This is a genomic window from Carbonicoccus niuqiaonis, assembly GCF_050157065.1.
GTDB lineage: Bacteria > Actinomycetota > Actinomycetes > Propionibacteriales > Propionibacteriaceae > Avipropionibacterium.
This window is the reverse complement of sequence record NZ_CP189573.1, coordinates 1,194,425-1,219,574: the sequence shown is the minus strand read 5'-3', so window position 1 is coordinate 1,219,574 and position 25,150 is coordinate 1,194,425. Positions and strand designations below refer to the sequence as shown.

Annotated in this window: 22 protein-coding genes; 13 read left to right on the top strand and 9 right to left on the bottom strand. The window is 70.2% G+C overall.

Annotation, left to right across the window (positions count from 1 at the left end):
* Nucleotides 1–6 precede the first annotated feature (6 nt).
* Complete coding sequence (locus tag ACQBAU_RS05575) at nucleotides 7–963, top strand: hypothetical protein (RefSeq protein ID WP_465254876.1); 957 nt, start codon at nucleotides 7–9, stop codon at nucleotides 961–963.
* 35 nt (nucleotides 964–998) lie between these two features.
* Here the strand turns inward: ACQBAU_RS05575 and ACQBAU_RS05570 are convergent, their stop codons facing one another.
* Nucleotides 999–2,918 carry a hypothetical protein gene (locus ACQBAU_RS05570; protein ID WP_465254877.1) on the bottom strand — a complete coding sequence of 640 codons (1,920 nt, stop codon included), beginning with the start codon at nucleotides 2,916–2,918 and terminating at the stop codon, nucleotides 999–1,001.
* A gap of 250 nt (nucleotides 2,919–3,168) precedes the next feature.
* Between ACQBAU_RS05570 and ACQBAU_RS05565 the strand changes: the two genes are divergently transcribed.
* Nucleotides 3,169–4,767, top strand: a complete 1,599-nt coding sequence (locus ACQBAU_RS05565; protein WP_465254878.1) for a hypothetical protein — start codon at nucleotides 3,169–3,171, stop codon at nucleotides 4,765–4,767.
* Between the two features lie 66 nt (nucleotides 4,768–4,833).
* Here ACQBAU_RS05565 and ACQBAU_RS05560 read toward each other — a convergent pair whose 3' ends face one another.
* Nucleotides 4,834–5,889 (bottom strand): glycosyltransferase family 2 protein, encoded by a 1,056-nt coding sequence (locus ACQBAU_RS05560; protein WP_465254879.1) that lies wholly within the window; start codon nucleotides 5,887–5,889, stop codon nucleotides 4,834–4,836.
* 140 nt (nucleotides 5,890–6,029) lie between these two features.
* Between ACQBAU_RS05560 and ACQBAU_RS05555 the strand changes: the two genes are divergently transcribed.
* Genes ACQBAU_RS05555 through ACQBAU_RS05540 form a run of 4 tightly spaced genes read left to right on the top strand, consistent with a single transcriptional unit; the run spans nucleotide 6,030 to nucleotide 11,911 of the window.
* A complete protein-coding gene (locus tag ACQBAU_RS05555; RefSeq protein WP_465254880.1) occupies nucleotides 6,030–8,321 on the top strand; it encodes a hypothetical protein in 2,292 nt (763 codons plus the stop codon).
* Nucleotides 8,314–9,585, top strand: a complete 1,272-nt coding sequence (locus ACQBAU_RS05550) for a glycosyltransferase 87 family protein (protein WP_465254881.1) — start codon at nucleotides 8,314–8,316, stop codon at nucleotides 9,583–9,585. The genes ACQBAU_RS05555 and ACQBAU_RS05550 overlap by 8 nt, the downstream gene beginning before the upstream one ends.
* On the top strand, nucleotides 9,585–10,409 hold the full coding sequence (locus ACQBAU_RS05545) for a hypothetical protein (RefSeq protein WP_465254882.1): 825 nt from the start codon (nucleotides 9,585–9,587) through the stop codon (nucleotides 10,407–10,409). The genes ACQBAU_RS05550 and ACQBAU_RS05545 overlap by 1 nt, the downstream gene beginning before the upstream one ends.
* Complete coding sequence (locus tag ACQBAU_RS05540) at nucleotides 10,406–11,911, top strand: hypothetical protein (protein ID WP_465254883.1); 1,506 nt, start codon at nucleotides 10,406–10,408, stop codon at nucleotides 11,909–11,911. The genes ACQBAU_RS05545 and ACQBAU_RS05540 overlap by 4 nt, the downstream gene beginning before the upstream one ends.
* Here ACQBAU_RS05540 and pseI read toward each other — a convergent pair.
* Together pseI and ACQBAU_RS05530 are read right to left on the bottom strand one after the other, a co-directional pair.
* Nucleotides 11,892–12,947 carry a pseudaminic acid synthase gene (gene pseI / locus ACQBAU_RS05535; RefSeq protein WP_465254884.1) on the bottom strand — a complete coding sequence of 352 codons (1,056 nt, stop codon included), beginning with the start codon at nucleotides 12,945–12,947 and terminating at the stop codon, nucleotides 11,892–11,894. The genes ACQBAU_RS05540 and pseI overlap by 20 nt on opposite strands.
* Nucleotides 12,944–13,519, bottom strand: a complete 576-nt coding sequence (locus ACQBAU_RS05530; protein ID WP_465254885.1) for a GNAT family N-acetyltransferase — start codon at nucleotides 13,517–13,519, stop codon at nucleotides 12,944–12,946. Before ACQBAU_RS05530 ends, pseI begins: the two co-directional genes overlap by 4 nt.
* A 212-nt stretch (nucleotides 13,520–13,731) precedes the next feature.
* On the opposite strand from ACQBAU_RS05530, the gene ACQBAU_RS05525 reads away from it, so the two are divergent.
* The 4 genes from ACQBAU_RS05525 to ACQBAU_RS05510 all read left to right on the top strand — a co-directional run bounded on the left by ACQBAU_RS05525 (nucleotide 13,732) and on the right by ACQBAU_RS05510 (nucleotide 16,372).
* A complete protein-coding gene (locus ACQBAU_RS05525) occupies nucleotides 13,732–13,977 on the top strand; it encodes an acyl carrier protein (protein ID WP_465254886.1) in 246 nt (81 codons plus the stop codon).
* Nucleotides 13,970–15,211, top strand: a complete 1,242-nt coding sequence (locus ACQBAU_RS05520; RefSeq protein WP_465254887.1) for an AMP-binding protein — start codon at nucleotides 13,970–13,972, stop codon at nucleotides 15,209–15,211. Before ACQBAU_RS05525 ends, ACQBAU_RS05520 begins: the two co-directional genes overlap by 8 nt.
* The gene (locus ACQBAU_RS05515) at nucleotides 15,204–15,950 is read left to right on the top strand and encodes an SDR family NAD(P)-dependent oxidoreductase (RefSeq protein ID WP_465254888.1); all 747 of its coding nucleotides are present in this window, start codon (nucleotides 15,204–15,206) and stop codon (nucleotides 15,948–15,950) included. Before ACQBAU_RS05520 ends, ACQBAU_RS05515 begins: the two co-directional genes overlap by 8 nt.
* A 197-nt stretch (nucleotides 15,951–16,147) precedes the next feature.
* Nucleotides 16,148–16,372 carry a hypothetical protein gene (locus tag ACQBAU_RS05510; RefSeq protein WP_465254889.1) on the top strand — a complete coding sequence of 75 codons (225 nt, stop codon included), beginning with the start codon at nucleotides 16,148–16,150 and terminating at the stop codon, nucleotides 16,370–16,372.
* An 18-nt stretch (nucleotides 16,373–16,390) separates the two neighbouring features.
* Here ACQBAU_RS05510 and ACQBAU_RS05505 read toward each other — a convergent pair whose 3' ends face one another.
* The 4 genes from ACQBAU_RS05505 to ACQBAU_RS05490 all read right to left on the bottom strand — a co-directional run bounded on the left by ACQBAU_RS05505 (nucleotide 16,391) and on the right by ACQBAU_RS05490 (nucleotide 21,456).
* Nucleotides 16,391–18,094 carry a hypothetical protein gene (locus ACQBAU_RS05505; RefSeq protein ID WP_465254890.1) on the bottom strand — a complete coding sequence of 568 codons (1,704 nt, stop codon included), beginning with the start codon at nucleotides 18,092–18,094 and terminating at the stop codon, nucleotides 16,391–16,393.
* Between the two features lie 5 nt (nucleotides 18,095–18,099).
* Nucleotides 18,100–19,521 carry a glycosyltransferase family 39 protein gene (locus ACQBAU_RS05500; RefSeq protein ID WP_465254891.1) on the bottom strand — a complete coding sequence of 474 codons (1,422 nt, stop codon included), beginning with the start codon at nucleotides 19,519–19,521 and terminating at the stop codon, nucleotides 18,100–18,102.
* Nucleotides 19,522–19,583: 62 nt separating this feature from the next.
* Nucleotides 19,584–20,573 carry a hypothetical protein gene (locus tag ACQBAU_RS05495; RefSeq protein ID WP_465254892.1) on the bottom strand — a complete coding sequence of 330 codons (990 nt, stop codon included), beginning with the start codon at nucleotides 20,571–20,573 and terminating at the stop codon, nucleotides 19,584–19,586.
* A gap of 1 nt (nucleotide 20,574) precedes the next feature.
* Entirely contained in the window at nucleotides 20,575–21,456 is an 882-nt protein-coding gene (locus ACQBAU_RS05490; RefSeq protein WP_465254893.1) for a glycosyltransferase family 2 protein, read from the bottom strand.
* 94 nt (nucleotides 21,457–21,550) lie between these two features.
* Between ACQBAU_RS05490 and ACQBAU_RS05485 the strand changes: the two genes are divergently transcribed.
* From ACQBAU_RS05485 to ACQBAU_RS05475, 3 genes are all read left to right on the top strand, one after another.
* On the top strand, nucleotides 21,551–22,828 hold the full coding sequence (locus ACQBAU_RS05485) for a magnesium transporter MgtE N-terminal domain-containing protein (protein WP_465254894.1): 1,278 nt from the start codon (nucleotides 21,551–21,553) through the stop codon (nucleotides 22,826–22,828).
* Nucleotides 22,809–23,429, top strand: coding sequence for a DUF1003 domain-containing protein (locus tag ACQBAU_RS05480; protein WP_465254895.1), 621 nt, complete (start codon nucleotides 22,809–22,811; stop codon nucleotides 23,427–23,429). Before ACQBAU_RS05485 ends, ACQBAU_RS05480 begins: the two co-directional genes overlap by 20 nt.
* 69 nt (nucleotides 23,430–23,498) lie before the next feature.
* On the top strand, nucleotides 23,499–24,689 hold the full coding sequence (locus ACQBAU_RS05475; RefSeq protein ID WP_465254896.1) for an Mrp/NBP35 family ATP-binding protein: 1,191 nt from the start codon (nucleotides 23,499–23,501) through the stop codon (nucleotides 24,687–24,689).
* Between the two features lie 25 nt (nucleotides 24,690–24,714).
* Here ACQBAU_RS05475 and ACQBAU_RS05470 read toward each other — a convergent pair whose 3' ends face one another.
* A complete protein-coding gene (locus tag ACQBAU_RS05470; RefSeq protein WP_434549268.1) occupies nucleotides 24,715–25,146 on the bottom strand; it encodes a sec-independent translocase in 432 nt (143 codons plus the stop codon).
* Nucleotides 25,147–25,150: the final 4 nt, after the last annotated feature.

Sequence of the window (25,150 nt, the reverse complement as noted above, 5' to 3'; positions counted from 1 at the left end):
GTGACGATGCACACAGCCAACCACTATTACGGCCACGCCCACGTGATGGCTCAGTACGCAGGGCTGGCCGAGGTACCCCGGATCTGGGGCTACCTGCAGCACGGCTGGAACACCGTCGACGGGTATGCCGTCGGGCACCAGTTCACCGACGGGTTCACCAAGCTGGTGTGGTCCGAGGCGTGTGCCCGACGCGGTTGGCAACTCGGCCTGCGTGACTACATGGTGGTGGGTGCCCCCTTCGCGTACCTGCTGGAAATGGAGCGACAGCGCGAGTGGCTCGCCTCGTCCCCCCGACGTGAGGGCACCATCGTGTATCCCTTCCACGGTTGGGAACAGCAGCACGTGCTCGGCAGCCACGCCCACTACATCGAGGAACTCCGCGCGGTCGAGGGCGACGTGCCGATCACGGTCTGCCTGTACTGGAACGAGTACCGGCAGGACCATGTCCGCAAGGTGTACGAGCAGGCCGGCTTCCGGGTGATCACCCACGGCTACCGGGGCTTCATGTGGAAGGGCACCGACACACAGTTCCTGCACAAGCAACTGGCGGAGCTGCGTCGGCACAGCCGGGTCGTCAGCAACCGCATCAGCACGGCGATCTTCTACGGTGCCGCCACCGGCGCCGATGTCGGCATCTACGGCGACCCGATGCTGCTCGAGGCCGAGCGGGCGCAGCTGGGTGGCCCGGCCAAGCCGTTGCGGCTCTGGCCGGAACTGCACACCCCACACATCCCGCGCAACCTCGCCGCGCAGCAGGCGCGGCTGGAGCTCGGTACCGATGAGCTGCTGAGCCCGGCCGAGATCCGCCAGGCCTTCGGCTGGCAGCACGCACTTCGCAGTGAGCGGGGCGAGGGACTGGAGACGTCCCCGACCGGCGACAGCCTGTCCGAGGACTCGAGTGCCCCGCCGGCCACCCTGCCGACCGACGACCAGGCCGCCCAGTTGGAGGAGACCACCGCCTGAGTCGGGGCAACGCGGAGCGTTCGCGTCCCCAGGCGTCAGCGCATCAGTTTGCGCATCTTGTCCAGCATGCCGGGTGGCACCATGCGCATCGCGGTGCGGCGTACGCCTTGGGCCATCTGTCGGCCGGGCCAGGTGAGCGCACGGCCCACCCTGAACGACGCCGACCGGCGAATGTCACCGAGGTTGCGCTCCACCGCGGCCATCCGCTGTTCCCGTGTCCGCAGCGCGGCTTCGAGCCACATCACCTGGCCCTGCCGCACCTCGAGCTCGGTCGCCATCCGAGACGCCTTCTGGACCGACTCACGGTAGCCACGGGCAGGTGCCGGCATCGCGGTGAACTGAGACTCCCCCGCCGCCACCTGCTCGGCGACGACCTCGTCACGCCGCCCACTGGGCACCTCCTGGAGGATGCACCACCAGTCCGCCTCGACCGTGGCGGCCTGCGCAACCAGGTGCTCGGTGTCCTCGACACCAGCCATGATCAACAGCGTGGTCGTGAGCTCGTCGGGTGAGATGTCGGTCCGCCACGGATGCGGCAGCCCCGCCCGCAGCAGCCGCATCGAGGCGCGCCGCAAGCCGCGGGCCAGCACCAACGCCGGTGACGCCGGGCCGTACCAGCGCCACGTCGCGTCGCTCAACGCCAAGCCACCGTCGGACTGCACCGTGACGTTGTCCGGCATCGCCGACCCCACCGCCTTCCCCAGATCCGCGGTGTCGTCCAGCAGCCAGCCGGCGTAGCTGCGGATCACCCGACGGATCCGGGCGTGGTTGCCGCTGGCGAGCGCCTCGCGCAGCACACTCTCCAAGGACAGGCCGACGGCGATCGGCTGGGGCTCGATGTTGCGGGCCAACCGACCCTCATTGACTTCACGGCGAGCCGTGGGCACCATGATCAACTGATCGGTGTCCTCGGTGGACCCATCGACGTGCCACACGGTGCGCCAGACCGGAGTTCCTTGGTGGTCACGGAAGTAGAGGGCATCGGGCCGGTCACCGATGGGCAGCGGCGCCGCGCCACGATGGGCGACCACCAGCCAGGAAGGTGCCAGCTCTTGTGCCAGCCCGGCCTCGAACAACCGGTCGACCGAGTTGCCCGGATCCAACAACGCCGCCCGTGCCGAGTACGACTCGACCTGCGCCGCGACCGCCCGTGACCGAGCCACCTGCGACATCTGCGGGTCGTCGAGCAACTGGGCGGAGACCACGACCGACGGGTGGTCGAACTCCGGGTAGGCGGCGGACAGCTCCGCCACCTGCAGCCCTTGGGAGCTGAAGAGTTCCGACACCTCGCCGAGGTGGGGCGCCCGGTCCGCGAAGCCGGTGGCGCCACGCCACCACTGTTCATTGGCGTTCCTGCCCACGAAACGGTCCCGCTGGGGGCCTTCGTCATCGGGGTCCGGGTTCGTGACCGGCGCCAGTGGGTCGTACACGCCCACCTCCACGTCGACGTCCCGAGGCTCCATGGGGAGCTCGAGCAGATCGGCGATGCTCATGCCGTTCGCGACCTGAGCCACCACGACCCCGTCCTCGGCCAGCCAGCCCGCCACCAGCTTCACCAGACCGGCGTGGTCCATCCCGGGGCTGTCCGGCGTCAGGACGCGCTCCGGGCCGTCCAACATGATGACCAGGTCGTACGGACCGGGCTCCACCAGTCGCTCCAGGCCACCGCACCAGACCACGGCCCCGGCCCGGTGGGAGATGTCGGCACTGATCTCCTGGGCGTGCGCCAGCCCACGAACCACCACGTCGACCCCGACCGTGTCGTCAAGCAGGTCGACGAACATCGCGGCCCGGGGTCCCGCCAGCAACACCCGACCCCGGCACCCTCGCACCAGCGGTGCGAGCTGGTCGGGCAGCACCCCGAGGTCGCCGACCTGTCCGGCGTCGGGGGACGACATCATCTCTCCGCCGATCAGACGAGCCCCGGAGGAGTGGTCGGTCTGGTAGTACTGCACGTGGTGTTCACCTTTCGCAGTTCGAGCGCCGTACGCCCGTCGAGCTTGTCAAGACGCAGCTCGACAGGCTGGGGAACGTGAGAACTCCTGTCGAGACGCCGGTCAGCGTACCGCAGCCCGACACTCCGGCAGTCGCCTGCCGAGCGCAGGTCGTCGAGTCAGGTAGCCTCCGAGCACATCGTGCTGGCCAGTTGCCACCGCAGCGCGCTCCCACCGAGCCCACATCATGTTGACGAGCATTCACAGACGCGTGTCGAGCAGCACCCCGGCCACTCCCGTTGCCCAGCAGCTGGTGCTGCCCTGGCGTCCGGTCCATCTGATCGTGGCGGCAGCCATCGCACTGATCGGCATCGTTCTCACCGTGACGTTCGTACGGTTCACCATCGATGACGCGTTCATCACCTGGCGGTACGGCGACACGCTGATCAACCACGGTGTCTGGGGATGGGATCCGTACGCGGCACCGGTGGAGGCCTACACCAACCCGATCTATGCGTTCGGCAGCATCATTCCCGCGCTGTTGGGCATTCCGGCCGAGCCCTTCTTCAAGCTGTTCTCGTTCACCTTGTTCGCGCTGTTCGTGGTGTGGGTGCTGCGCCAACGACAGGTCGGCCGATGGCAGCGACTGGCCCTCCTCGCGGTGACCGTGGCGAACCCGGTGTTCCACATCCACCTCTGGTCCGGGCTGGAGACCCCGCTGTTCGTGATCGCGCTGACGGTGGTGTTCACCCGCCTCACCGTCCAGCGCGGACTCGGCCCGCTGGGCGTGGCCCTGGTCGTCGTGCTGGCACTCACCCGGCCCGAGGGCATCGGCTTCGCGGGGTTGGCGATGCTGTGGTCCTTCGGTGTCGAACGCTCCTGGCGCCGCTTCGCCGCCGGGGTCGTCACCTTGGTGGTGCTGTTGGTGCTCGCGCTGCGGTCGACCCAGGGCCTGCCCCGTCTCCGCAGCCTCGCCACACTCGACCTGGCGCCACTCACCCCGACGGTGTTCGCCGCCGCCGCAGCCGCCGTAGCGCTGGTGCTGAACCGGTCGTCGAACCTGCTGATGAACTACCAGAACCGCTTCGAGTGGCAACTCGTGATCCCGGTCGCGCTGGTCGTGCTGGCCGTCCCACCGACCCGCCGGTACGCCCCGTGGCAGGCGCTCGCGGTTGCGGTGACCGTTGCGGCGATGGTGTCCAACACGAGTCGGTTGGGTCCGCAGGTGGTCGTGCTGCTGCTCATCGCCGCGATCGGTGCCGCGTTGTTGTGGACGCGACGCAAGGTCGCGGCGGTGCTGCTCACCGCCATCGCACTGGTGGCCGCCACGTCGTGGTTCACCCCCGGCGGCGTCCTCGGGCTCGCCACGTACCGGGGCCGCCTGGAGCACTCCCACGTGGCGCTGGCCCGGGTGCTGGCTGAGTCACCGGTCACCAACCGCACGCTGACCATCGGTGACGCCGGGGCTATCCCGTTGGTCAGCGGCTGGCACAGCGTGGAGCTGTACGGGCTGGCGAACGCGGCACTGGCCGACGGGGAGTTCGACGCCGACGCGTTGGCCGAGCTGGATCCGTCGGTGCTGATCGTCACCGGCGGAGCACCCGACAAGCAGACCGGCGTTCCCGGCACGATCAACTCGGGGCTGGCGTTGAGTCGCTGGTACGCCGAGGAGCACGGCTTCGACTACCTGGGCGCGATGACGTTCCGCCAGGAGTACAGCCTGCAGGTGTACGTGTCGCCCGATGTCGACGCCGAGACCCGGGACAGGATCAGGCAGCTGATCACCAGCAGTGCCGAGCACAACGACAGGTCCGACCTGGGCTACTTCCGGTTCCATCTGTTCGAGTTCCCGTTCGCCCGGTTCCGCTGACCCCTCGACGGGCTCGGGTGACGGCGGAGCGGGCTGAGCGGGCGGAACGAGCTCGGGGCCGCTTGGTCAGCGACGCGTCAGCAGCCGGACAAGCTTGGCGAGGCCACCCCGTGCGGTGGCCAGCTCAGGCAGGCCCCGGCGGGCAGCGCGGATGACGGCCGCCTTACGCAGCGGCCACACCCAACCGCGGGTCAACGCACGGTGTTGGAGTCGTTCGCTCCGAGGCCGGGCCGACAGCACCGCCGGGTCAAGCAGGGCGAGCAGTCGCCTGCCTGCGGTGAGCAACCCCGGCAGCTGATCGGGTCCGGCGACCGCGAACGACTGCAACAGCACCACCAGGTCGACTCGGGCCAGGCTGGCGTGCACCACCCGGCGGACGTCCGGGCTGTCGGTCAGCATCGCGTCGACACGTTCGGCCGAGGCCAGCCGGTCGGCGAGGTTGTCGGGTTCGAGGGAGCGTTGGGTGATCGAGGCCCCGAGGTGCCGGATCCGCCACTGGTACACCGACCCTGGCTCCACGACGATCGTCCGGGCGGCCAACAGCATGCCGATGGCCACCTCGTGGTCCTCGTACCAACCCGGCGGGAACGTCAGCCCGGCCCGGTCGTACCGCTCGCGCGTGATCACCTTGCCCCACACCACCCGGTCGCGGGCCAGCCCGGGCTCGTCGGCCAACGTGGTGGTCCGGGCCCGGTCGTACAGGTCGGCATGGACCGCCGAGGGCCACGTGCCCCGTTCGACGTGCATCCGGTCGGCGTTGCCGAGCACCAGGTCGGCGTCATTGCTCAGCAGCTGCTGCACCATCCGCTCGAGGGCGTCCGCGGGCAGGACGTCGTCACCGTCCACGAAGGTCAACAGCGGCGCGGTCGCAGCCCCGACCCCCCGGTTGCGGGCGGGGCCAACCCCTTCCCCGGGTCCCTCGAGCAGCCGGAACCGCGGATCGGTGTCAGCCCATCGGCGGGCGATGGCGGTGCTGCCGTCGGTCGATCCGTCATCGACCAGACACACCTCCAGCTCCTGGTGGGTCTGCCCGGCGACCGAGGCCAGGCACTCCTCGAGGTAGGGCGCCACGTCCCGGAACGGGATCACCACCGACACGGTGGGCGGAGGCTCGGTGGACATCGCGCCGAGCATACCGACGAAGACCGGTGACGGGGTGCGAAGGGACTACCATGTCCGTGGTCCACCGGCCCGCCCCACCTCGGGCGCATGCCAGACGACCACCAGCGACAGCCTGCCTGCCAACGACAAGGAACCAACGCGTGCCCGCAGCCACCACCCGTACCCGCTGGGCCGGGACACCCCGCTGGGTCTGGCTCGTCCTGCCGTGGCTGGCCATGGTGGTCGGCGTCTGGCTGGCCATGTCGACCCGTAGCTACCCGATCCCGGCCGCCATGCAGTTGGGCTACTTCGCCCTCGGCGTCGCGTTGCCCGGCACGTTGGCGTGGAAGTCACTGTCGCCCCGCGGTTCGCTGCCCGAGTTGGTCGCCCTCGGCTCGACGATCGGCCTGCTGTACGAGCTGATCGGGTGGGCGTGGATGACCGCCGTCGGCATCCCTCGGCTGCTGCCCGCGTGGTCGCTGTTGTTGGTGGTCGTCCTGCTGCTGGTGCCGGTGACCCGACGGCGGATCTTCACCGCCGACACCGAACCGCTGCCACTGAAGTGGCACTGGTCGGTCGCGGCCGTCGCCGTGCTGACCGTGCTGCTGCACTACCGCAGCCAGGTCAGCCAGCCGGTGCCGACCCACGCCACGGTGTACTACCCCGACCTCGTCTACTACCTCGGCATGGTGGAGGAGGCGACCAACCACTTCCCGATGCAGACCAGTCAGGTCGCCGGCACCCCACTGCAGTACCACTGGTTCGTGTACGCCCACATGGCCGCGGCCGGCGACTGGACCGGACTCGATCCCCGGATCGTGGTGTTCCGCACCTGGATGGCGCCGATGCTGGTGGTGTTCGTGATCGCGACCGCTGCGCTGGCCCGCAAGCTCACCGCCGCCTGGTGGACCGGACCGCTCGCCGCTGCCCTGCTCACCTTCGGCACCGCCAACTTCGACCTGGTGAACCATTCCCGCGGACTCAACAACATCGCCCAGCTGTACCTCGGGCCGACCTCGATCTACGCCACGTACGCCTCGGTCGTGCTGGTGCTGCTGCTGGTGAGGTGCGTGTTCAGTCCGAAGGCACCCGTGGGCGCGTGGGTGCTGTTGGTGCTGGTCGGGGTGGTCAACATGGGTGGCAAACCCACGACCTTCCCGATGGTGCTCGGTGGCTTGGCGGTGGCCCTGCTGGTGGCCGTCATCGCCCGGCGCGACTTGGTGAAGAAGCTGCTGGCCGCGCTGCTCGTCGGCGGCGTCATGATGGCGCTGGCGCTGCGGTTCCTGACCGGCAGCAGTGAGGGCACCCCGATCCGGCTGTTCGGTGTGTTCCGGCTCGATGCGGGTTACACGGAGATGACCGGCGACGAGATCGTTCGGCAGACCGGCACCTGGATCGTCGGCGGCCTGGTCGATCCGAGCAAGATGGCGATCGCGTGGGCCACGCTGGTGTTCGTCAACCTGTTGGTCGCCCTCGTCCTGCTGGTCCTCGGGGTGGTGTTGACCCTCATCAGGCGCGAGGACCGCGGGAACCCGCTGCTGTGGTTCCTGTTGGTGGTGCCCGGCTCGGCGATGGCGCCGTACCTGTTGCTCGACCAGCCCGCGTACGCCGAGGTGTACTTCATCGGGGCGATGGCCCCGTTCACCGCCCTGGTGGCCATCATCTTCGCGGCCCGGTCAGCCAAGTTGATCACTTCCGAGCCGCGCCGATGGGCCCTGGCGGGGCTCGCCCTGCTGTGTGGTGGCATCGTCACCGACGCGATCCGCCAGTACGCCTTCGACGGTCCGCCCGAGACCAGGATCGACTGGCTGCTGAGCTTCCTGCAGCCGTGGGCGGCAGCCGTTCTCGTCGCCGCGGTGGCGGTCGTGGTGTGGCGGCTGCTGGGCCGGCGTTGGCAGCTCACCGGCGGCGTGCTCGTGCTGGTGCTGGCACTGTCGGGTGGCGTCATGACGTCGGGGGTGCAGACCATGTTGCGGCCGCCGGCCGAGGCAGCATCGACGGCGGTCGACTACACCCGCGACGAACAGGCCGCGGCCGACTGGATCCGGGAGCACACTCCCACCGATGCGGTCCTCGTGACCCCGACTGCGTGCCGACGGATCGTCAGCAACGCGTGCGACGCGCGCGGCTTCCTGATCTCCGGCATCGCCGGCCGGCGTGCCTACATGGAGGGCTGGGGCTACCTGCAGGAGAACTACGCCCAGCAGTACCGGATGCCACCGGGGACGTACTACCCGCAGTCGCCGTCGCCCTGGCCGGACCGGGTGGCGCTGACCGAGGAGACGATGACCGACCCGACACCCGAGACGATCGACAAGCTGCGGGCCGCGGGCGTGACCTGGATCTTCACCAACGACCGGGTGACGCCGGAGGTGAAGCAGCGGCTCGGCGAGCTCGCGGAACTGCGCCACCAGACGGGCACCTCGGCGATCTACGAGGTCACCGGTGGCTGATCCGCAGGACGCGGCCGGGTGGCGGACCAGCCGGCCGGCGCGCTGGGCGTGGGCCGCGTTGTGCGCGGTCGCGGTGTTCGCCCCGGTCGCCCTGGTCAGCCTGTTCGTCAGCAGCAGCACCTTCAGCGGTGCGACCTTCCGGCCGTGGAAGCCCCGGATGATCGACCTCGACGTCTACCGCAAGGCCGGCGAGGCGGTCCTGACCGGCGGGAATCCGTACGCCCTGGAGGGTCTGCCGTTCCTGTACCCGCCGTTCGCGGCGGTGGTCTTCGTCCCGCTGGCACTGGTCCCACCGGTGGTGATGCAGGTGGGCTGGGTGCTGCTGAACGCGGCCGCCCTGCTGGGCATCCTCCACCACCTCGGAATGCGTGGCTGGCGGTTGAGCCTTGTCGCCTGTGTCGTCACCTGGGCGGTGATGCCCGTGGCCCACACGCTGTCGTTCGGCCAGCTCGGTACGTTCCTGGTGTATCTGGTGGTCCGAGACCTCGTCCCACGACGCCCGGCGCCCGGCGCCGGCGAGGACCCACACCCGACCCGCCGCCATGCCGGCTGGCTGACCGGCCTCGCCACCGCGCTCAAGTTGAGCCCCGGCCTGTTCATCGTCCACCTGGTGGTGGTGGGCCGGCGGCGCGCCGCGCTGGTCGCGATCGGCACGATCCTGCTGACCATGGTCATCGGGTTCGTCGTGATGCCGCAGGCGGCACTCGACTTCTGGCTGCGTCTGGTCACCGGCGGTGACGCCCTGGACGGCCAACGCATCTTCTACTACACCAACCAGTCCGTGTCGGGTACGGCGACCCGGGTCCTCGGCAACACCGGTGCTGTCCGGATCGGCGCCCTCGTGGTGAGTGCCGTGGTCGCGGTGGTGGCCCTGCTCGCCGCGCGCCGGTGGCACCGCCGCGGCGAGCAGGCGCTCGCGATCTGTCTGGTCGGCGTCGGCACCCTGATCGCCGCACCGGCTTCCTGGATGCATCACTTCGTGTGGATCGTGCCGCTGGCCGTCGTGCTGTGGCGCAACACCGCGGTGCCCGACTGGTTCCGGCTCGGCTGCTGGGCGTGGTGCGCCTGGGTCGCGGCGTCGCCGTTCCTGGAACTGCCCACCGGTGGCGACACCGAACTGTCGTACTCGACGTACCAGAACCTGCTGGCCGGCATCGGCACCGTCGCCGGCATCGCGCTGCTGGTCGCCGCGTTGGTGTGCCGGCCCCGGATCGATGCTCGTTACACTGCCCCCATGTCCACCACGAACGGTGATCACGCCTGATGGACTCGAGCAACCACTGGTACCACCACGCGCACATCCTCGCCGAGTACTGTGGTCTGGACTTCGGCGCCCCGCCACGCATCGACGGCATCCTGCAACACGGTTGGACCTTCGTCCACGGCTTCGGGTACGGCCATCAGCCACCGACGGGATTCAGCAAGTTCGTCTGGTCCGATGTCTGCCGCCGTCGCGGCCACAGCATCGGCTGGCGGGACTACGTGGTGATCGGCGCGCCGTTCCTCTACCTGATGGCCACCCGTCCCGAGGCAGCGCCGGATCCGGACCGGGAGGGGACCATCTGGTACCCCTTCCACGGCACCATCGACTACGAGACCGTCGCCGGCAACCACCACGCGCTGATCGAGGAGATCAAGGCGGTCGAGGACGGTCCGGTGACGGTGTGCCTGTACTACGTCGAGTACGCCCAGCCCGACGTGCGGAACGCCTACCGGGATGCCGGGTTCCGCGTCATCTGCCATGGCACCCGAGGCGCCAAGTGGCAGGGCGGCACCCCCGATTTCCTGCACCAACAGCTGACCGAGCTCCGGCGGCACCGCCGGGTGGCATCCAACCGGTTGAGCACGGCCATCTTCCACGGGGTCGCGGCCGGCTGCGAGGCTGCTGTCTACGGGGATCCGATGGAGTTCGTCGGCGGCCGACCAGGATTCGTCGACGAGGGCCTGCTCGCAGCCAACTACCCGGAGTTCTTCGGTGCCCATGTCGACCAGTCGGCGGTCCGGACCACCGTCGAGCAGGAGATGGGGATGACCGACATGCTGTCCCCCGCTGAACTGCGTCGCACCCTCGGCTGGACGGCCGCATGACCGGGCCTGGCAACACGACCTTGGGCCGCGGGGCCATGCAGCACTGGAGTGACGCCGCACACCACCCTGCCGGCGACTCCGCGGCACTGCGCCACGTCGTCAGCTCCCTCGCCGAGGAGCACCGCCCGGACACGGTGCTGGTCGCCGGTCCCCACGTACCCGCCCTCGTCCAAGGCCTGGCCGCACTCACCCCCGCCCTCACCGTGCTCACCCGCGGCCGACCCGATGCCGACGCCATGGCAGAACTGCTGGCCGAGGTCCGTGGGGCAGAGTCGCACTGTGGCGACCTCGACTCCCTGGTCGTGGCGGAACGTCGCTTCGACCTGGTGGTCGCCCTGGACGACGTCAGCCGCATCCCGTCGGCCGAAAGTGCACCCCGGAGCTGGGCCGAGCTGGCGTCGCAGCTCACCTCCCTGGTCTCGCCGACCGGCCACCTGGTGTGGGCGGTGGAGAACGACCTCGGGCTGCATCGCGTCGGAGCACAGTTGTCCGCCGGTGTCGACGGCGGTGACAGCGCGTGGGCACCCGTCCTCGGCGACCCCAGTCGGCCGACAGGTGCCGACGACCTCCGCGAGGCCATGGCCACACACGGGCTCCACGTGTCGGACCTGGCCAGCCTCGCCACCACATGGCACCGGCCCCGGCTGTTCCGGCCCGTCGGGCCGCCGGACCGGCTCGACGCGTTGCTCATGCTGCGTGATGCCGTGCAGACCGGGTGCGTGGATCCCGCCCGGGTGGTGCTGCCGGCTGCCCGACGTGGGCTCCTTGACCAGTTCGTGGCCGGTTGGTTGGTGCTCGCCTCCGGCGCATCGGCCGCGGCCTCGCCGCGCTTCCCGTGGTCCGGGCCGGTCGTGGCGGACGGTGACGCGATCCTGCCCGTCCCGACCGTGGCTGCTCCCGACGGCACCACGCCGCTGTTGGTCTCGCTGCTGGAGCAGTGCGTGGCCCGTGACGTTCCCGGCCTTCGGCGTGATCTGCGGGCGTGGCGGGCGTGGCTGGAGGCCTGCCCCCCGGATGAACGTGTCACCTTGGACCGGATCGCGATCAACAGAGCCGCCGAGCCGGAGTCACCGTCGGCCCTGTTCCCGTTCCTACCAGATCCCGGGTCGAGCGGCTCCGACGCCGACGAAGTCGCCTGGCGCTCGTTGGGCCAGCTGGTGGGCACACTGCGGCGGACCGGTCTCACCCACCCGTGGCCCGCGTACGCCGACGACGCCGAGGTGTTGGCCACCGTGGGTGACACGGCGGGGTTGACGGTCCCGGCCGACCTGACGCCGTGGCTGCCCGAACCCGTCGTCGCCGATGACCTGCCCCACCGGACCCGGGCAGCGGTGATCCAGCGGCTGCAGGAGCAGAACGCGGCGCTGACCGGGCGGGAGCAGTGGTTGCGGCAGCGGCTGGCTCAGCAGGCGCTGCCCACCCGGATCCGGCGATGGGTCGGCCGTCGGCTCCGGGCCGTACGGGCCGCCGCCCGCGGTCGGCTCAGATCAGGTCCCAGCTGAGCGGGGTCCCTCGCTCCACGTCGGTCCGGAACGGCCGGCCCTCGACGGTGTCGAACAGCTCGGTCGGCAACCCGCCCGCGGGGCGGATCGAGCGGACGTTGTCGGCGGTCACCGGGTCACCGGCCTTGACGTCGGCGGTGACGAACAGAGACCGGCGGAACCGGGGGCCCGTCTGCTCGGAGTCCTTGCGGCCGATCCGCGGTCGGCCCAGCGCCTGCCACGCGACCTCGGTCTCGTCGACCAGGGCCTTCAGCTCGTGCGGTTCGAGGGAGAACTCGGAGTCGACGCCACCGTCGGCCCGCGACAGTGTGACGTGCTTCTCGATCAGCACCGCGCCGAACGCGACGGCGGCGATCGGTGCGCCGATCCCCATGGTGTGGTCGGACAGGCCGACCAGGGTGTCGAAGGTGTCGGCGAAGACCGGGATGCCGCGCAGGTTGGACGAGGCCGGGTCGGCCGGGTACTCCGCGGTGCACGACAGCACCACGATGTCGTCGTTGCCGGCGGCGCGGCTCGCCTCGACCGCGGCGTGCACCTCGCCGACCGACGCCATCCCGGTGGAAATGATCATGGGCTTGCCCTGCTCGGCACAGGCCCGGACCAGCGGGATGTCGACGATCTCCGAGGACGCGATCTTGAACGCGGGTACGCCCAGGTCGGTGAGGAACTTCACCGCGGTCGGGTCGAACGGGGAGGAGAACGCGTCCATCCCCAGCTCGTCGGCCAGCGAGAACAGCGGCTCGTGCCACTCCCACGGCGTACTGCCCTCGGTGTAGAGGTCGTACAGCGTGCGGCCACCCCACAGTGGGTGGTCGTCGGCAAGCTTGAAGGCCGGCTTGTCACTGTTGATCGTCAGCGTGTCGGCGGTGTAGGTCTGCAGCTTGATGGCGTGGGCACCGGCCTCGGCGGCCATCTCGACGATCGCCTTGGCCCGGCCGAGGTCGCCGTTGTGGTTGCCCGACATCTCCGCGATGACGTACGGCCGCTGGTCGAGGCCGACCTGATGCTTGCCGATGGTGAGGGTGGGACGGGTCACTGCGGTTCTCCTCCTGGCGTCCGATCGGCCGCGGCGGCCGGATCGACTGGTTGGTCGGTGGTGGCCGCGGTGCCCCCGCGCCGTCGCACGACACGGAAGACCTCGACCTGCTCACCGTCGAGGTCACGAACGTCGGAGCCGACCTCGGCGAACCCGTTGCGTCGGTTCAACCGACGGACGGCCTCGTTGATGCCGAGCACCTCGCCGTGGAGTTCGGCCAGGCCCAACGCGTCGTCGGCGTACCGGACGGCTTCGCGTTGGATCTGGATCCAGGCCGGCAACAGTTCGCCACGAGCTTCGAGGCCGGCGTTGTCCAAGTAGTAACCCCACCACCCGGTGCGTTGTTCCGAGCCCTCGGGGTCGAGGTCGAAGAAGGTGACCACCCCGGACGGCTCGCCGCCCCGCTCGTACAACAGCACCAGCCGCGTGGGATCGGCGGCGACTCGGGCCCACCAGGCGGTGTGCTCGGCCTCCGAGATCTCGTGCCGGGTGAGTGACACCCGCCGGACCTCCGGATGGTTGCGCCAGATCCGGACTCGGTCGGTGTCAGCGTCGGTCGCGGGGCGAAGCAATCCAACTCCTGGCGGGTGCGGTTCCGATGGGGCACCGACAGGCTACAACAGCCGTCGGCGGGCGGCCCGCACACGCAACGGTCGGGGTCGCACCACCATCGGCGCCGGGCAACTAGACTCGCGCTCACCCCGATGTGCCGGATCCGGCGGATCGGGCCGTACCGGACGCACCGGCGTCCCCGAGGAGAAGAGACCGCGCTGCGATGAGCACCATGTCACGCGAGGACATCCGCACCCAGATGGGCGCAGTCCTGTCCGCCCAGGGCAAGGAACTGCCGGCTGACGACGCGACCCGGCTCGACACCATCGGCTTCCGGTCACTCGACTTCTCCGAGCTGGCGCTCCGGGTGGAGGACGAGACCGGTGCCGAGTTGAACTTCGACGCCCCCGGGCTGCGTCGGATCGAGACCGTCTCCGACGTACTCGACTTCCTCGAGCAGCTCCAGCAGGATGGCTGAGCCCGCCTCGGCGAACCGGCTCGTCGCCGCCGGCACCACCACGACCTGGTCCGACCTCGAACCGATGGAGCTGCCGCCGGCGGCCGCGGTGTTCGTCTCCGACCACCACCAGGCGCTCCGAGTGGTCCGGACCCACCTCGCCGGTGACCGGGAAACCCTGCTGGCACAGCGGTCCCGGCTGACCCCGGAGCTGCAGGAGCAGCTCACCCGAGCCTCACTCGCGGTCGTCGTGCTGGGTTCCGACGGCACACCCGAGGTCGTCGCCCCGGCGGTCGGCCGCCGCGGCGCACTGCCCGGCCGGCTGTGGCTGCTGACCTCGGGCACCACCGGTCGCCCCAAGCAGGTCGGCCACACCCTGGACAGCCTCACCACCGTCCGCACCGACCAGCCGGCCCAGACCTGGCTGTGCCCGTACACCCCCGGCGCGTACGCGTGGTGGCAGGTCGTCACCCTCGGCCTGTCGCGACCCGGTCAGGACATCGTGTTCGTCGAGCCGGGTGAGTTGGAGACCTGGCCCGACCTGGCACTCGAGCACGGCGTCACCGCGGCCTCGGGCACCCCCACCTTCTGGCGGCAGGCACTGCTGCGCTCCGGCGACGTGGTCGGCCGACTCGGCCTGAGCCAGGTCACCCTCGGCGGCGAGCCGGTGGACCAGCCGATCCTCGACCAGCTGCGGGCCGCGTTCCCCGAGGCACGGGTGAGCTGGATCTACGCCTCCTCCGAGGCCGGTGCCGCGATCACCGTGCACGACGGCCGGGCCGGGTTCCCCGTCGCCTGGTTGGACCGCACCTCGCCGGACCGGCCGGTGCTCCAGGTCGACGACGGCGAGCTGGTGCTGTCGTCACCGAACCGCGGCGACGGCGTCGACGAGCGGCTGCGGACCGGTGACCGGGTCGAGGTCGTCGACGGCCGGGTGCTGATCGTCGGCCGGATCGCCAGCGACGAGATCAACGTCGGCGGCTCCAAGGCCTCGGCCGCCGAGGTTCGCGACGTGTTGCTGCAGCACCCGTGGGTACGGTGGGCCGCCGTCCGCGGTCGCAAGGCACCCATGGTCGGCACCATCGTGGTCGCCGACGTGGTGCTCGACCCGGCCCACGCCGACGCCGACCGCGCCGAGGTCGACGCCACCCTCACCGAGCACAGCCGGGCCCGGCTGGCCGAGTACGCGGTCCCGCGGCGGTTCAAGGTACTGCCCGAGATCCCCACCAAGGAGAGCCTGAAGAGCGATGTCTGAGCAACCACCGGTCCCCGCCGCCACCCACGTCCTGGTCTCCGGGGGCTCCCGCGGGTTGGGCCTGTCGATCGTGCAGGACGTGATCAACAGTGGCGCCAAGGTGACCGCCTTCGCCCGGACCGTCACCGACGGCATGCGCGAGCTCGCCGAGCAGCACCCCGACCGGGTGCACATCGGCTCGGCCGACATCACCGACGCCGCCGCGTTGGCCCAGTTGATCAAGGAGTCGTCGGCCAAGCTCGGTCCGATCGACGCCCTGGTCAACAACGCCGCGATCGGCCAGGACTCACTGCACGTGCACACCTCCGCCGACCGGATCGACCAGATCATCTCGACCAACCTGACCGCCCCGCTGTTGCTGACCCGACAGGTGATGCGGCACATGATGGCCAAGGGGATGCGGGGCCGGATCGTCATGATCACCTCGATCTGCGCCCAGCGCGGCTACGCCGGCCTGGTCGCCTACTCCGCCACCAAGGGAGGGCTGGACGCCGCCACCCGGACGCTGGCCCGTGAGATGCACGGCCGGATGCTGGTGAACGCGATCGCGCCCGGCTTCTTCGCCTCCGAGATGAGCTCGGTGCTCGGCCAGACCCAGCTGGACGCGATCACCCGCCGGACCCCGTCCGGTCGCCTCGTGGAGCCCGACAACGTGATCCCGCTGTGCCACACGCTGCTGTTCGACGACACCAACATCAACGGTCAGGTGCTGGTGGTCGACGGAGGCGGATCGATCTGACTCCGACGCCCCCCGAGCCACCCCCAACGACCCTCGAGCTCGTCGAGAGGATCCACGTCACCCGCCCGGCCTCGCGTCACGCGGAGTGTGATCATGACCCGGGTCGGCCGTGGGGGCACTCGTGGACCGCGGACGGGCGGCGGGTGTGCTGGCGCCCCGACGTGCCGCCCGGGACCCGGTGCGCCGTTGACGCGGAGGTGGCCACCCAACCGGTTCCGCCGGCGCTGGCCGGACGCCACCGGGTACCCGCGGATGAGTTCTGGCGTGACTGGACCGCCGCCGAGGTGGCTGCCAAGCTGGCCGACGTTCCCATCCTGACCTGGCTGGGCCGGCACCGGCTGGGGACGGCCACCGGGGTCGAGACCGTACTGGTCGATGACCTCGTGGTCAGCGCGGGCACCAGCGGCGGTACGACCGGGTGACTCCCCCGGCGTCCGGGGTCAGCGTGTCCCGCCTGTGAACCAGTCGAGGCCGGGCCAACGCTGCAACAGGATCTGCACCCGGTCGAGCTTGCGCTCCTCCAGATCCTTGGCGATCTCGGCCTCCAGGTCCCGCTTGAGCCCCGGGTCGAAGGTCTTGAGCACGTGGATCGTGGTGTTCGGCACCTTGTCGTAGCGGTCGCCGTACTTGTTGAGGTAACTCTTGGCCAGGAAGCGGTTGGCGATCACCACCTCGGGGTTGATCTCGGCCAGGTCCTCGACCGTCATCTCCTGGTCGGTGATCCGCCGCGTCGCGAGGCCGTACACGTCGATGGTCTCCCAGCCCGACTCGTACGGCACCACGCCGGCGTCGTGCACCACCATCACGTTGCCCGGGGCGTTGTAGTTGGCCAGCACCTTGCCGACCGGTACGTGGGTCGACTGCAGGCGTGGTCGGTAGATCGCCATCCACAACGCGTCCTGGAACGGGATCAGCGACACCGAGATGGCGAGCAGGACGGTCGCGGCGACGGTGGCCCGCCCTCGCTTGGTCGCCACCGCGGCCACGGCCAGGCCGAGCCCGGCCATCGCCAGCACCAGCGGCACCCCGTTCATCCGGGAGGCCTGGATCACGCCCACGACCACCGCCATCATGACCAGCGCGACAGCGGCCGGCACCCGGCGGCGTCCCGTCAGCGGCAGGCTCAGGCAGACCAGCAGGACCGGCAGCACCAGTTGGAAGGCGAATCTATTGGCGTAGTCCATCTGCAGGCTCGAGTTGGCGTACACGACGAACTGGATGCCGACGGCCAGCACGGCCATCAGCACCGGTGTCCACCGAGCCCGCTCGACCGCGTCACCGCCACCGGGCCGGTACGGCACCACGACCCGGCGGATCCGCTCGCCGAGCCGGACCGGGCTGCGGTCGACCGCGATCATCACCAGTACCGGCACCAGCACACAGATCAGGACCATGATCACCGCGCCGAAGGCGAGCCCGGTGGTCTTCGCGTGACCGGCGGTCTTGGCGTAGAAGGTGTTCGGCAGCAGGCGGCCGAAGTACAGCGTGCGCGCCACCCAGTAACCACCGAGGACGACCAGCAGCACCCCGGTCTGCAGCCACTGCCGGGCGGTCCGCTTCAGCAGCAGCTGCCACACCACCAGCACCGCCAGGTAGCCCAACCCCTCCGGACGGGTCAGCGCAAGCAGCAACAGGCCCCCGTACCCGGCCCAACCCAGTTCGCCCCGTTCCCACATGCGGGTGAACACCAGCGTCATCACCATGATCCACAGGCCGGTCTCCAGACCACTCCACCAGTGGACGTGCATGATCGGGTTCGCGATGGTGAGCACCAGCAGGCCGATCCGCTGCCAGGCGGGGATCGGCCGACGCCACATCCACACCAGGAAGACGATGCCGAGCGCTCCCATGAAGAACTTGAAGAAGACCTCGATGGAGATGCCCAGGGCGGCCGGGATGATCGCCAGGAAGGCGAAGCTGGGATTGGTGTACGCCTCGACCAGGTCGATGTAGGACGGGTTGTAGTTCCAGATCCCGTGGTCGACCAGGTTGATCGCATAACGCCAGGTGATGAACGCGTCATCGATGGTGAGCCCGCCGAACACCGACAACCACATCAGCCCGAGCAGCCCACCCCCGATCGCCGTCGCCACGGCGGCGGTCGGGTTCCTCGGTCGCCCCGGCACCGGGATCAGGCGTTCCACTTCGGTCAGGCTCGTTCGTACTGGGTGATCTCGAACCCGCTCGAAAAGGCTCGGGTGTCGACGGGCGCGAACCCTTCGGCCTCGAGAGTGGCCAGGTCGGTCAGGGTCCTCGGGTTGCGGTCGGTGGCCCCCACCACCCAGACCCGGTCCACCCCTGCGAGCCGCCCGGTGGTTTCGGCCAGCGGCAGGCTGGTCTCCCACAGGTGCCGTGTCCGCGCGACCGGCTCGTCGATGGTGAGGTCGACGGTCCCCGGCGGAATGGCCGTGGGATAGGCGTACGGAATGATCCGCGACGTACCGGCGGTCGGACTGTAGGTCACGTACAACACCCCGTCACCCGGCGCGACCGAACTGCGCAGCTCGGCAGCCATCTGGCGCCACGGACCCTTGGCGCCATCAGCGCGTTGTGCCTGCCAGTTCGGTGCCGCCACAAGGGCGAGCACCACCACCAGCACGACGGCGGCAAGACGTGGACGCAGTGCGGCCAGGCCGAAGCCGATCGCCAGGGCGACGCCCGGGACGGTGCCTGCCAGGTAGCGCGGGGTGTACACCGACAGCCCGGCCAGGCTCACCCCCACCAGCAGGACGGTCGGCAACACCGCCCAGAGCCCCACCAGCACAGCGGTCCCCCGACCACGGTCGGGGTCGTCAGCCGTGGCGCCTCCTCGGACCAACTGGACCAGCCCGAGCAGCGCCAGGCCCCAACCGAGCGCCGCGGCCGCCGTGACGGTGTCGAAGGGCACCTGGACCAGGGCCGCAGCGGCGTCCGACCACGTGGCCGGCTGCAACCAACTGACCATGGCACGCTGGTTGATGAACATCGCCACGAACGGGACCACCGCCAGCACAGCGGCGGTCGTGGCCACCGCGAAACGGATCAGCGCCTGCCGACCGGGTCGCAGGGCAAGGATGCCGATGCCCACCGCCAACAGCACCACCGCCGAGTGCAGGAACATCACGACCGACACCACGGCGGCGATCCCGTACCAGACCCAGGGCAGTCGACCGGTGGACCGGAGGGCCCGCAACAGCAGGTACGCCGTCAGCGTCACCAGGAACATGGCGATGGCGTACGACCGGGCCTCGACGGCCAGCCAGGTGGTACGTGGCAGCACGGCCAGCGCGAGACCGGCGAACACGCCGACCGAGCGACCGTGGTCATCGGCGAGCAGGCTGCCGATCAGCACCACCAGGACGGCCGTCGCCGCCACCGCCACCGCCGACGGCAGTCGGACGTCGATCGATCCGGTCCCGACGACGGAAGTCCACAGCTTCATCACGACGAAGTACAAGCCGTGCACGGCGTCCACCTCCGACAGCATGCCGAAGAGGGATTCCCAGGGCCGACGGGCCGCCACGATGGTCGACACCTCATCACGCCACAGACTGGGCGCGCCGAGCCGCCACACCCCGATGACGAAAGCCACCAACCCCACCAGGCATGGCGGCAGAAAGCGCTTCACGGAGCTGGCCGTCACGGCCGCAGAACTTACCACGCGCCGGGCGCCCAGCGGTCCAACAGCGACCGCTGGTCGTCCGACAGATCGTCCTCGAGGCCGGCCAGCTCCGGGATCAGCAGCCGGCGGGCCGGAACCCCGTACAGGGCTGCGACGTTGACCAGGGCCGTGCTCGGCCCGCCGAGCAACTCCGCTGCACCCACGACAGCCGGGTCGAGTTCGGCCGGACCTCGGGCCGGAAGCAACGGAAATCCCTCATACGTCGTGGGGTCCTCGGCCGGGTGCAGCCGCACCACCAGCTCCCGACCGTCCTCACGCACCCGGTCGGCGATCGTCCGGAGGCGCCCCAACCAGGTCTCCGGCGACAACACTCCGAGGGCGATCCATGGCTGCGTCAGCAGCACCACCCGACCGTCGCCGGCGTCCGGCATCGACCCTGGGTCGCCTCCCAACTGTCGGGCGAACTCCGCGGCGATCGGCTCCGACACCGCCCACTCCCCTGCGCCGTCACGCTCGTACAGCGCGAACCGCCGGGTCGTCAGCACCCGGGACCCCGTTTGCACGGCGGCACTGCGCACCGTCGCCCACGGATCGCGTACGCCCTGGCGACGCAACGCATCACGTCGGGTCGACCAGGTGCCGTACGTCCCCAGCCCCTCGTCGGTGACGACGACGGTGAACGGCCGACCCCGGCGGGCGGCGAGCATGCGTGCGTACGGCTTCAGCCCGGGCGCCCCGATGGCGACGTAGTGCAGGTCCCGACCGGGTGGGGTGCGCCACGGGTCCGGCCCGCCGAGCGTCAGGTCGAGCCGCGGATCGTCGGGCAGGTGATGCCGTACGACCTCGTCGTCGACCCTGATCCGGCCGAGGGTGCGGCCGCCGCCCAGATGGCGCACCGTGATCGTGTCGTCGAACTCCTCGAGCAGGGTGCGCAGGTAGGCGGCCACGTGGACCAGGTGGACCGGGTTCCGGACCCCGGTGACCACGACGTGCGGGGCCCGGGATGCGGGGCTGGGCGCCACCTCAGATCACCGGCAGTCTGCCGAGGCGGGCCAGCCGCCACACCGTCGACCACCGCATCGGTCGCCGCGGCCCCGGGTCGGTGCGCCAGCCCTCGGCGAAACCGCGGAACCAGGTCCGCAGGGCCGAGCGGTCCCGGACCCGCAGCACCGTCACCGCGGTCCAGGCCAGCAGGTAGATCGGCACCAGTGGTGCCGGCAGGTTGCGCCGGGCCACCCAGACCCGGTTGCGGGCGTTCGCGCGGTAGTACGTGGCGTGCCGGGCCGGGGTGGTGGCCGGGTGGTTGATCTCGACGTCCTTGGCGTACACGATCCGCCAGTCGGCATCGACCAGCCGCCACGCCAGGTCGATCGACTCGTGGCCGTAGAAGAAGTGACCGGGCCACCCGCCGACCTCCTCGAAGGCGGACCGCCGGATCATGCAGACCGCCTCCCAGAACCAGGGCGCCGGGCCCGGTCGGCCACCGTCGCGGACGTCGAACCGCGGCACCCAGCGCCGGGGCGCGGGCCGGCCGTGGGGGTCGAGGCCGCGCGGCTGCACCACCGCGATGCGGGGGTCACGGCGCATCACCGCGACCATCCGGGCCAGCACGTCGTCGGTGGGCAGGGCCGCGTCGTCGTCGTAGAACTGGATGAACTCGCCACGGCTCTCGGCTGCCCCGACGTTGCGGCCCTCGGGGATGCCGACGTTCTCCGGCAGGTGCACCGTCCGGACCCAGTCCGGCAGCCCGGTCGGCTCCCAGCCGTTGCCGACCAGCACCACGTCCAGCTCGACACCCTGCTGCCGTTCCAGGGTCCGCAGTGCCTCGGCGAGTTCGACCGGTCGGTCGCCCATGTGGAGCAGCACCACCCCGATCGTGGGACGGTCGGTCTCCTCGGGCGCCATGGGCACCGACCCTACCGCCGATCCCGGCGGCCACCCGCGCAACAGGCCGGATCGGACCACGACCCCGGCGGCGCTCGCGCGATACGCTGCCGACGTGAGCGCTTCCACCGGATCGGTCTTCGTGTCGCGGCTCCGCGGGCTCCCGGTGATCGACGCCGAGGGCGACGAGGTGGGGCGGGTCCGCGACGTCGTCGCCCAACGCCGTACCGGCGGCCGGCTCCCCCGCGCCAAGGGGTTGGTGGTCGCCCTGTTCGCCCGGCACCGGATCTTCGTCCCGATGTCTCGGGTGCGACACGTCGACGGCGCCCAGATCACCATCTCCGGGGCGGTCAACACTCGCCGGTTCACCCGCCGCGAGACCGAGCTGCTGGTGATGGACGACATGTTCGACCAGGTCGTGGAGCGTGCCGACGGCAGTGAGTCGTTCACCGTCTTCGACGTGGCGATGCGCGAGGTCCGGGCCTGGGAGTGGGAGCTGGCGGAGGTGGCCGTACGCAAGCGCGGCGGCGGCCGGTTCGGGCGCCCGGGCCAGATGATCGTGCTGCCGTTCGGCGAGGTGGGGCTGCCCGAGGAGAACCAGGGCACCGACCACCTGATCGCGCAGATGGAGGACATGCATGCCGCCGACGTGGCCAAGGAGTTGCACGACCTCAACCCCCGGCGCCGGGCCGAGGTGATCGAGGCGTTGGACGACCAGAAGCTGGCCGACGCGATGGTCGAGCTGCCCGACGAGGACCAGGTCGAGGTGCTGGCCGTGCTCGACGTCGAACGGGCCGCCGACATCCTGGAGGAGATGGACCCCGACGACGCCGCCGACCTGATCAACGAACTGCCCGACGAACGGGCCGAGGAGTTGCTCGGGCTGATGGAGCCCGAGGAGGCCGAGGACGTCCGGCGGCTGATGATCTACGAGGACTTCACCGCCGGGGGCCTGATGACCCCCGAGCCGGTGGTGCTGCCGCCGGACGGGACGGTGGCCGAGGCGTTGGCGCTGGTCCGCAACGAGGACCTGACGCCGGCGCTGGCGGCGATGGTGTTCGTTTGCCGCAGTCCGTTGGACACCCCGACCGGTCGGTTCCTCGGCGGCATCCACATCCAGCGGCTGTTGCGGGAGCCACCGTCGACCCTGGTGTCGTCGTTGATCGACTCCGACGTCCAACCGCTGCCCGACTCGGCCTCCCTGCACCGGGTGGCCCGCTACTTCGCCTCGTACAACCTGGTCACCGCGCCGGTGGTCGACCGGAACCGGCGGCTGATCGGCGCCATCACCGTCGACGACGTGTTGGACCACATGCTGCCCCAGGACTGGCGCGACGAGCAGCTCGACGAGAAGGAGCCCCTGGAGGTGAGTGATGGCACGATCCCCGCGTGACCCCGGTCCCGACGCCCCCAGCACCGGATCCGGGTCCGGCCAGCGTGACGGCCGCGACCGCGAACGCCGGGAGGAACGGCGGGAGGAACGGCGGCGCCGGGACGTCCGGCTCGACCTGCCCGGCCGGCGCAAGCGTTCCGTGCTCCCCCGGTTCAAGTTCGGCGGTGACAGTTTCGGCGAGTTCGCCGAGGGGTTCGCCCGGTTCATGGGGACCGCCGCCTTCCTGATCGGGATGAGCGTCTTCGTCGTCACCTGGCTGGTCTGGAACACCGTCGCCGACGGTCGGTTGGAGTTCGACGAGTACCCGTTCATCCTGCTGACCCTGATGCTGTCGTTGCAGGCCTCGTACGCGGCCCCGTTGATCCTGCTGGCGCAGAACCGGCAGGAGGCCCGCGACCGGGTGGGCGTGGAGCGCGACCGGGAACAGGCCGCCCAGAGCCGTGCCGACATGGACTTCCTCGCCCGCGAGATCGCCTCGTTGCGGATGTCGGTCGGTGAGCTCGCCACCCGGGACTACCTGCGTCGCGAGCTGCGGGAGGTGCTGGAGGAGCTCGAGGCCGAGCGACGCGAAGCCGAGCTCGACGAGGACGACCGCCGCTGAGCGTCCGGGGGTTCCGGATCGGCTCCCGGGCAGGTGGCGACGTTGGTCCGCCGAGATAGGATCGACGGCATGTCTGACGCGAGCCCGGAGAGCCTGTTCACCCCTGCCGACCACCCGCTCGCGGGACCGGTGATGGCCGCCCTGGCCACCGTGCAGGACCCGGAGATCAAACGCCCCATCACCGAGATCGGGATGGTCGACGCGGTCAGCATCGACGACACCGGCCGGCTGACGGTACGGATCCTGCTCACCATCTCCGGTTGCCCGCTGAAGGACACCCTGCGCTCCGACACCACCGCCGCCACCTCGAAGGTCGACGGGGTGACCTCGGTCGACGTCGAGCTGGGCGTGATGACCGACGAACAGCGCGGCGCACTGCGCAAGCAGCTGACCGGCAACGCCACCGAGCGCGAGATCCCGTTCGCCAAGCCGGGCAACCTCACCCAGGTGATCGCGATCGCCTCGGGCAAGGGTGGCGTCGGCAAGTCGTCGGTCACGGTCAACCTGGCCAGCGCGCTGGCCGCCCGGGGGCGGAAGGTCGGCGTGCTGGACGCCGACATCTACGGCCACTCGGTGCCCACCATGCTCGGCGTCGACGAGGCCCGTCCGACCTCGGTCGACAACATGATCATGCCCGTCCCGGCCGGTGACCTGAAGGTGATGTCGATCGGCATGCTGAAGCAGCGCAAGGACCAGGTGGTCGCCTGGCGTGGCCCGATCCTCGACCGCGCGCTGACCCAGATGTTGGCCGACGTCTACTGGGGTGACCTCGACTTCCTGCTGCTCGACCTGCCGCCCGGCACCGGCGACGTGGCGATCTCGCTGGGCCAGAAGTTGCCCAACGCCGAGGTCGTCGTGGTCACCACCCCGCAACAGGCGGCCGCCGAGGTCGCCGAACGGGCCGGCACCATGGCGTCGATGCTCAACCAGCGGGTCATCGGCGTGGTGGAGAACATGGCCTGGCTCGAGACGAGCTGCCCCGACTGTGGCGCCAGCCACCGGGTCGAGCTGTTCGGGTCCGGCGGTGGCGACACCACCGCCACCACGCTGTCGACCCGACTGGGGTACGAGGTGCCGCTGCTGGCGCAGGTGCCGCTGCAGCAGCAGTTGCGTGAGGGCGGTGACGTCGGTCGACCGATCGTCACCACCGATCCCGACGGCCCGGCGGGTCAGGCGTTGCAGGGGTTGGCCGATCGGATCGCCGGCCGGGGCCGACGCCTGGTCGGCAAGCAGCTCGGGTTGGCACCGGTCGGTCGCTGAGGCGGCCCGACCTCGAGGCCGGGGCTCAGGTGGCCTCGGGGTCCCACGGAGCGCAGCGCATGCCGGCCGGCACCAGGGCGCCGTTGGCGGCGACCGGGGTCGGCCCGCCGTCGGAGACGTTCTTCAGGTCGAAGTCCTTGTCGATCCCCGAGGTCGCGTTCTTGATCGCGTCCTTGCCCGAGTTGAGCTCGTTCTTCACGTCGGCGACGATCGGCTCGACCTCGTCCAGCAGGTGCTTCTTGACGAACTGCTTCGGGTTGAGGTCTCGGAAGTCCATGTTCTTGAACTCCGGGCCCAACTCCTCGCCGAGTTGTTCCTGGGCCTGACTGGCCAGACCGCGTACGTAGTGCAGCAACTGTGCTGCCTTCCGTGCGAACTCCGGGAGGCGCTCCGGCCCGAAGACCACGATCGCGAGCACGATCAGGGCCAAGATCTCGAACCCGCCGACGTCAAACATGTGT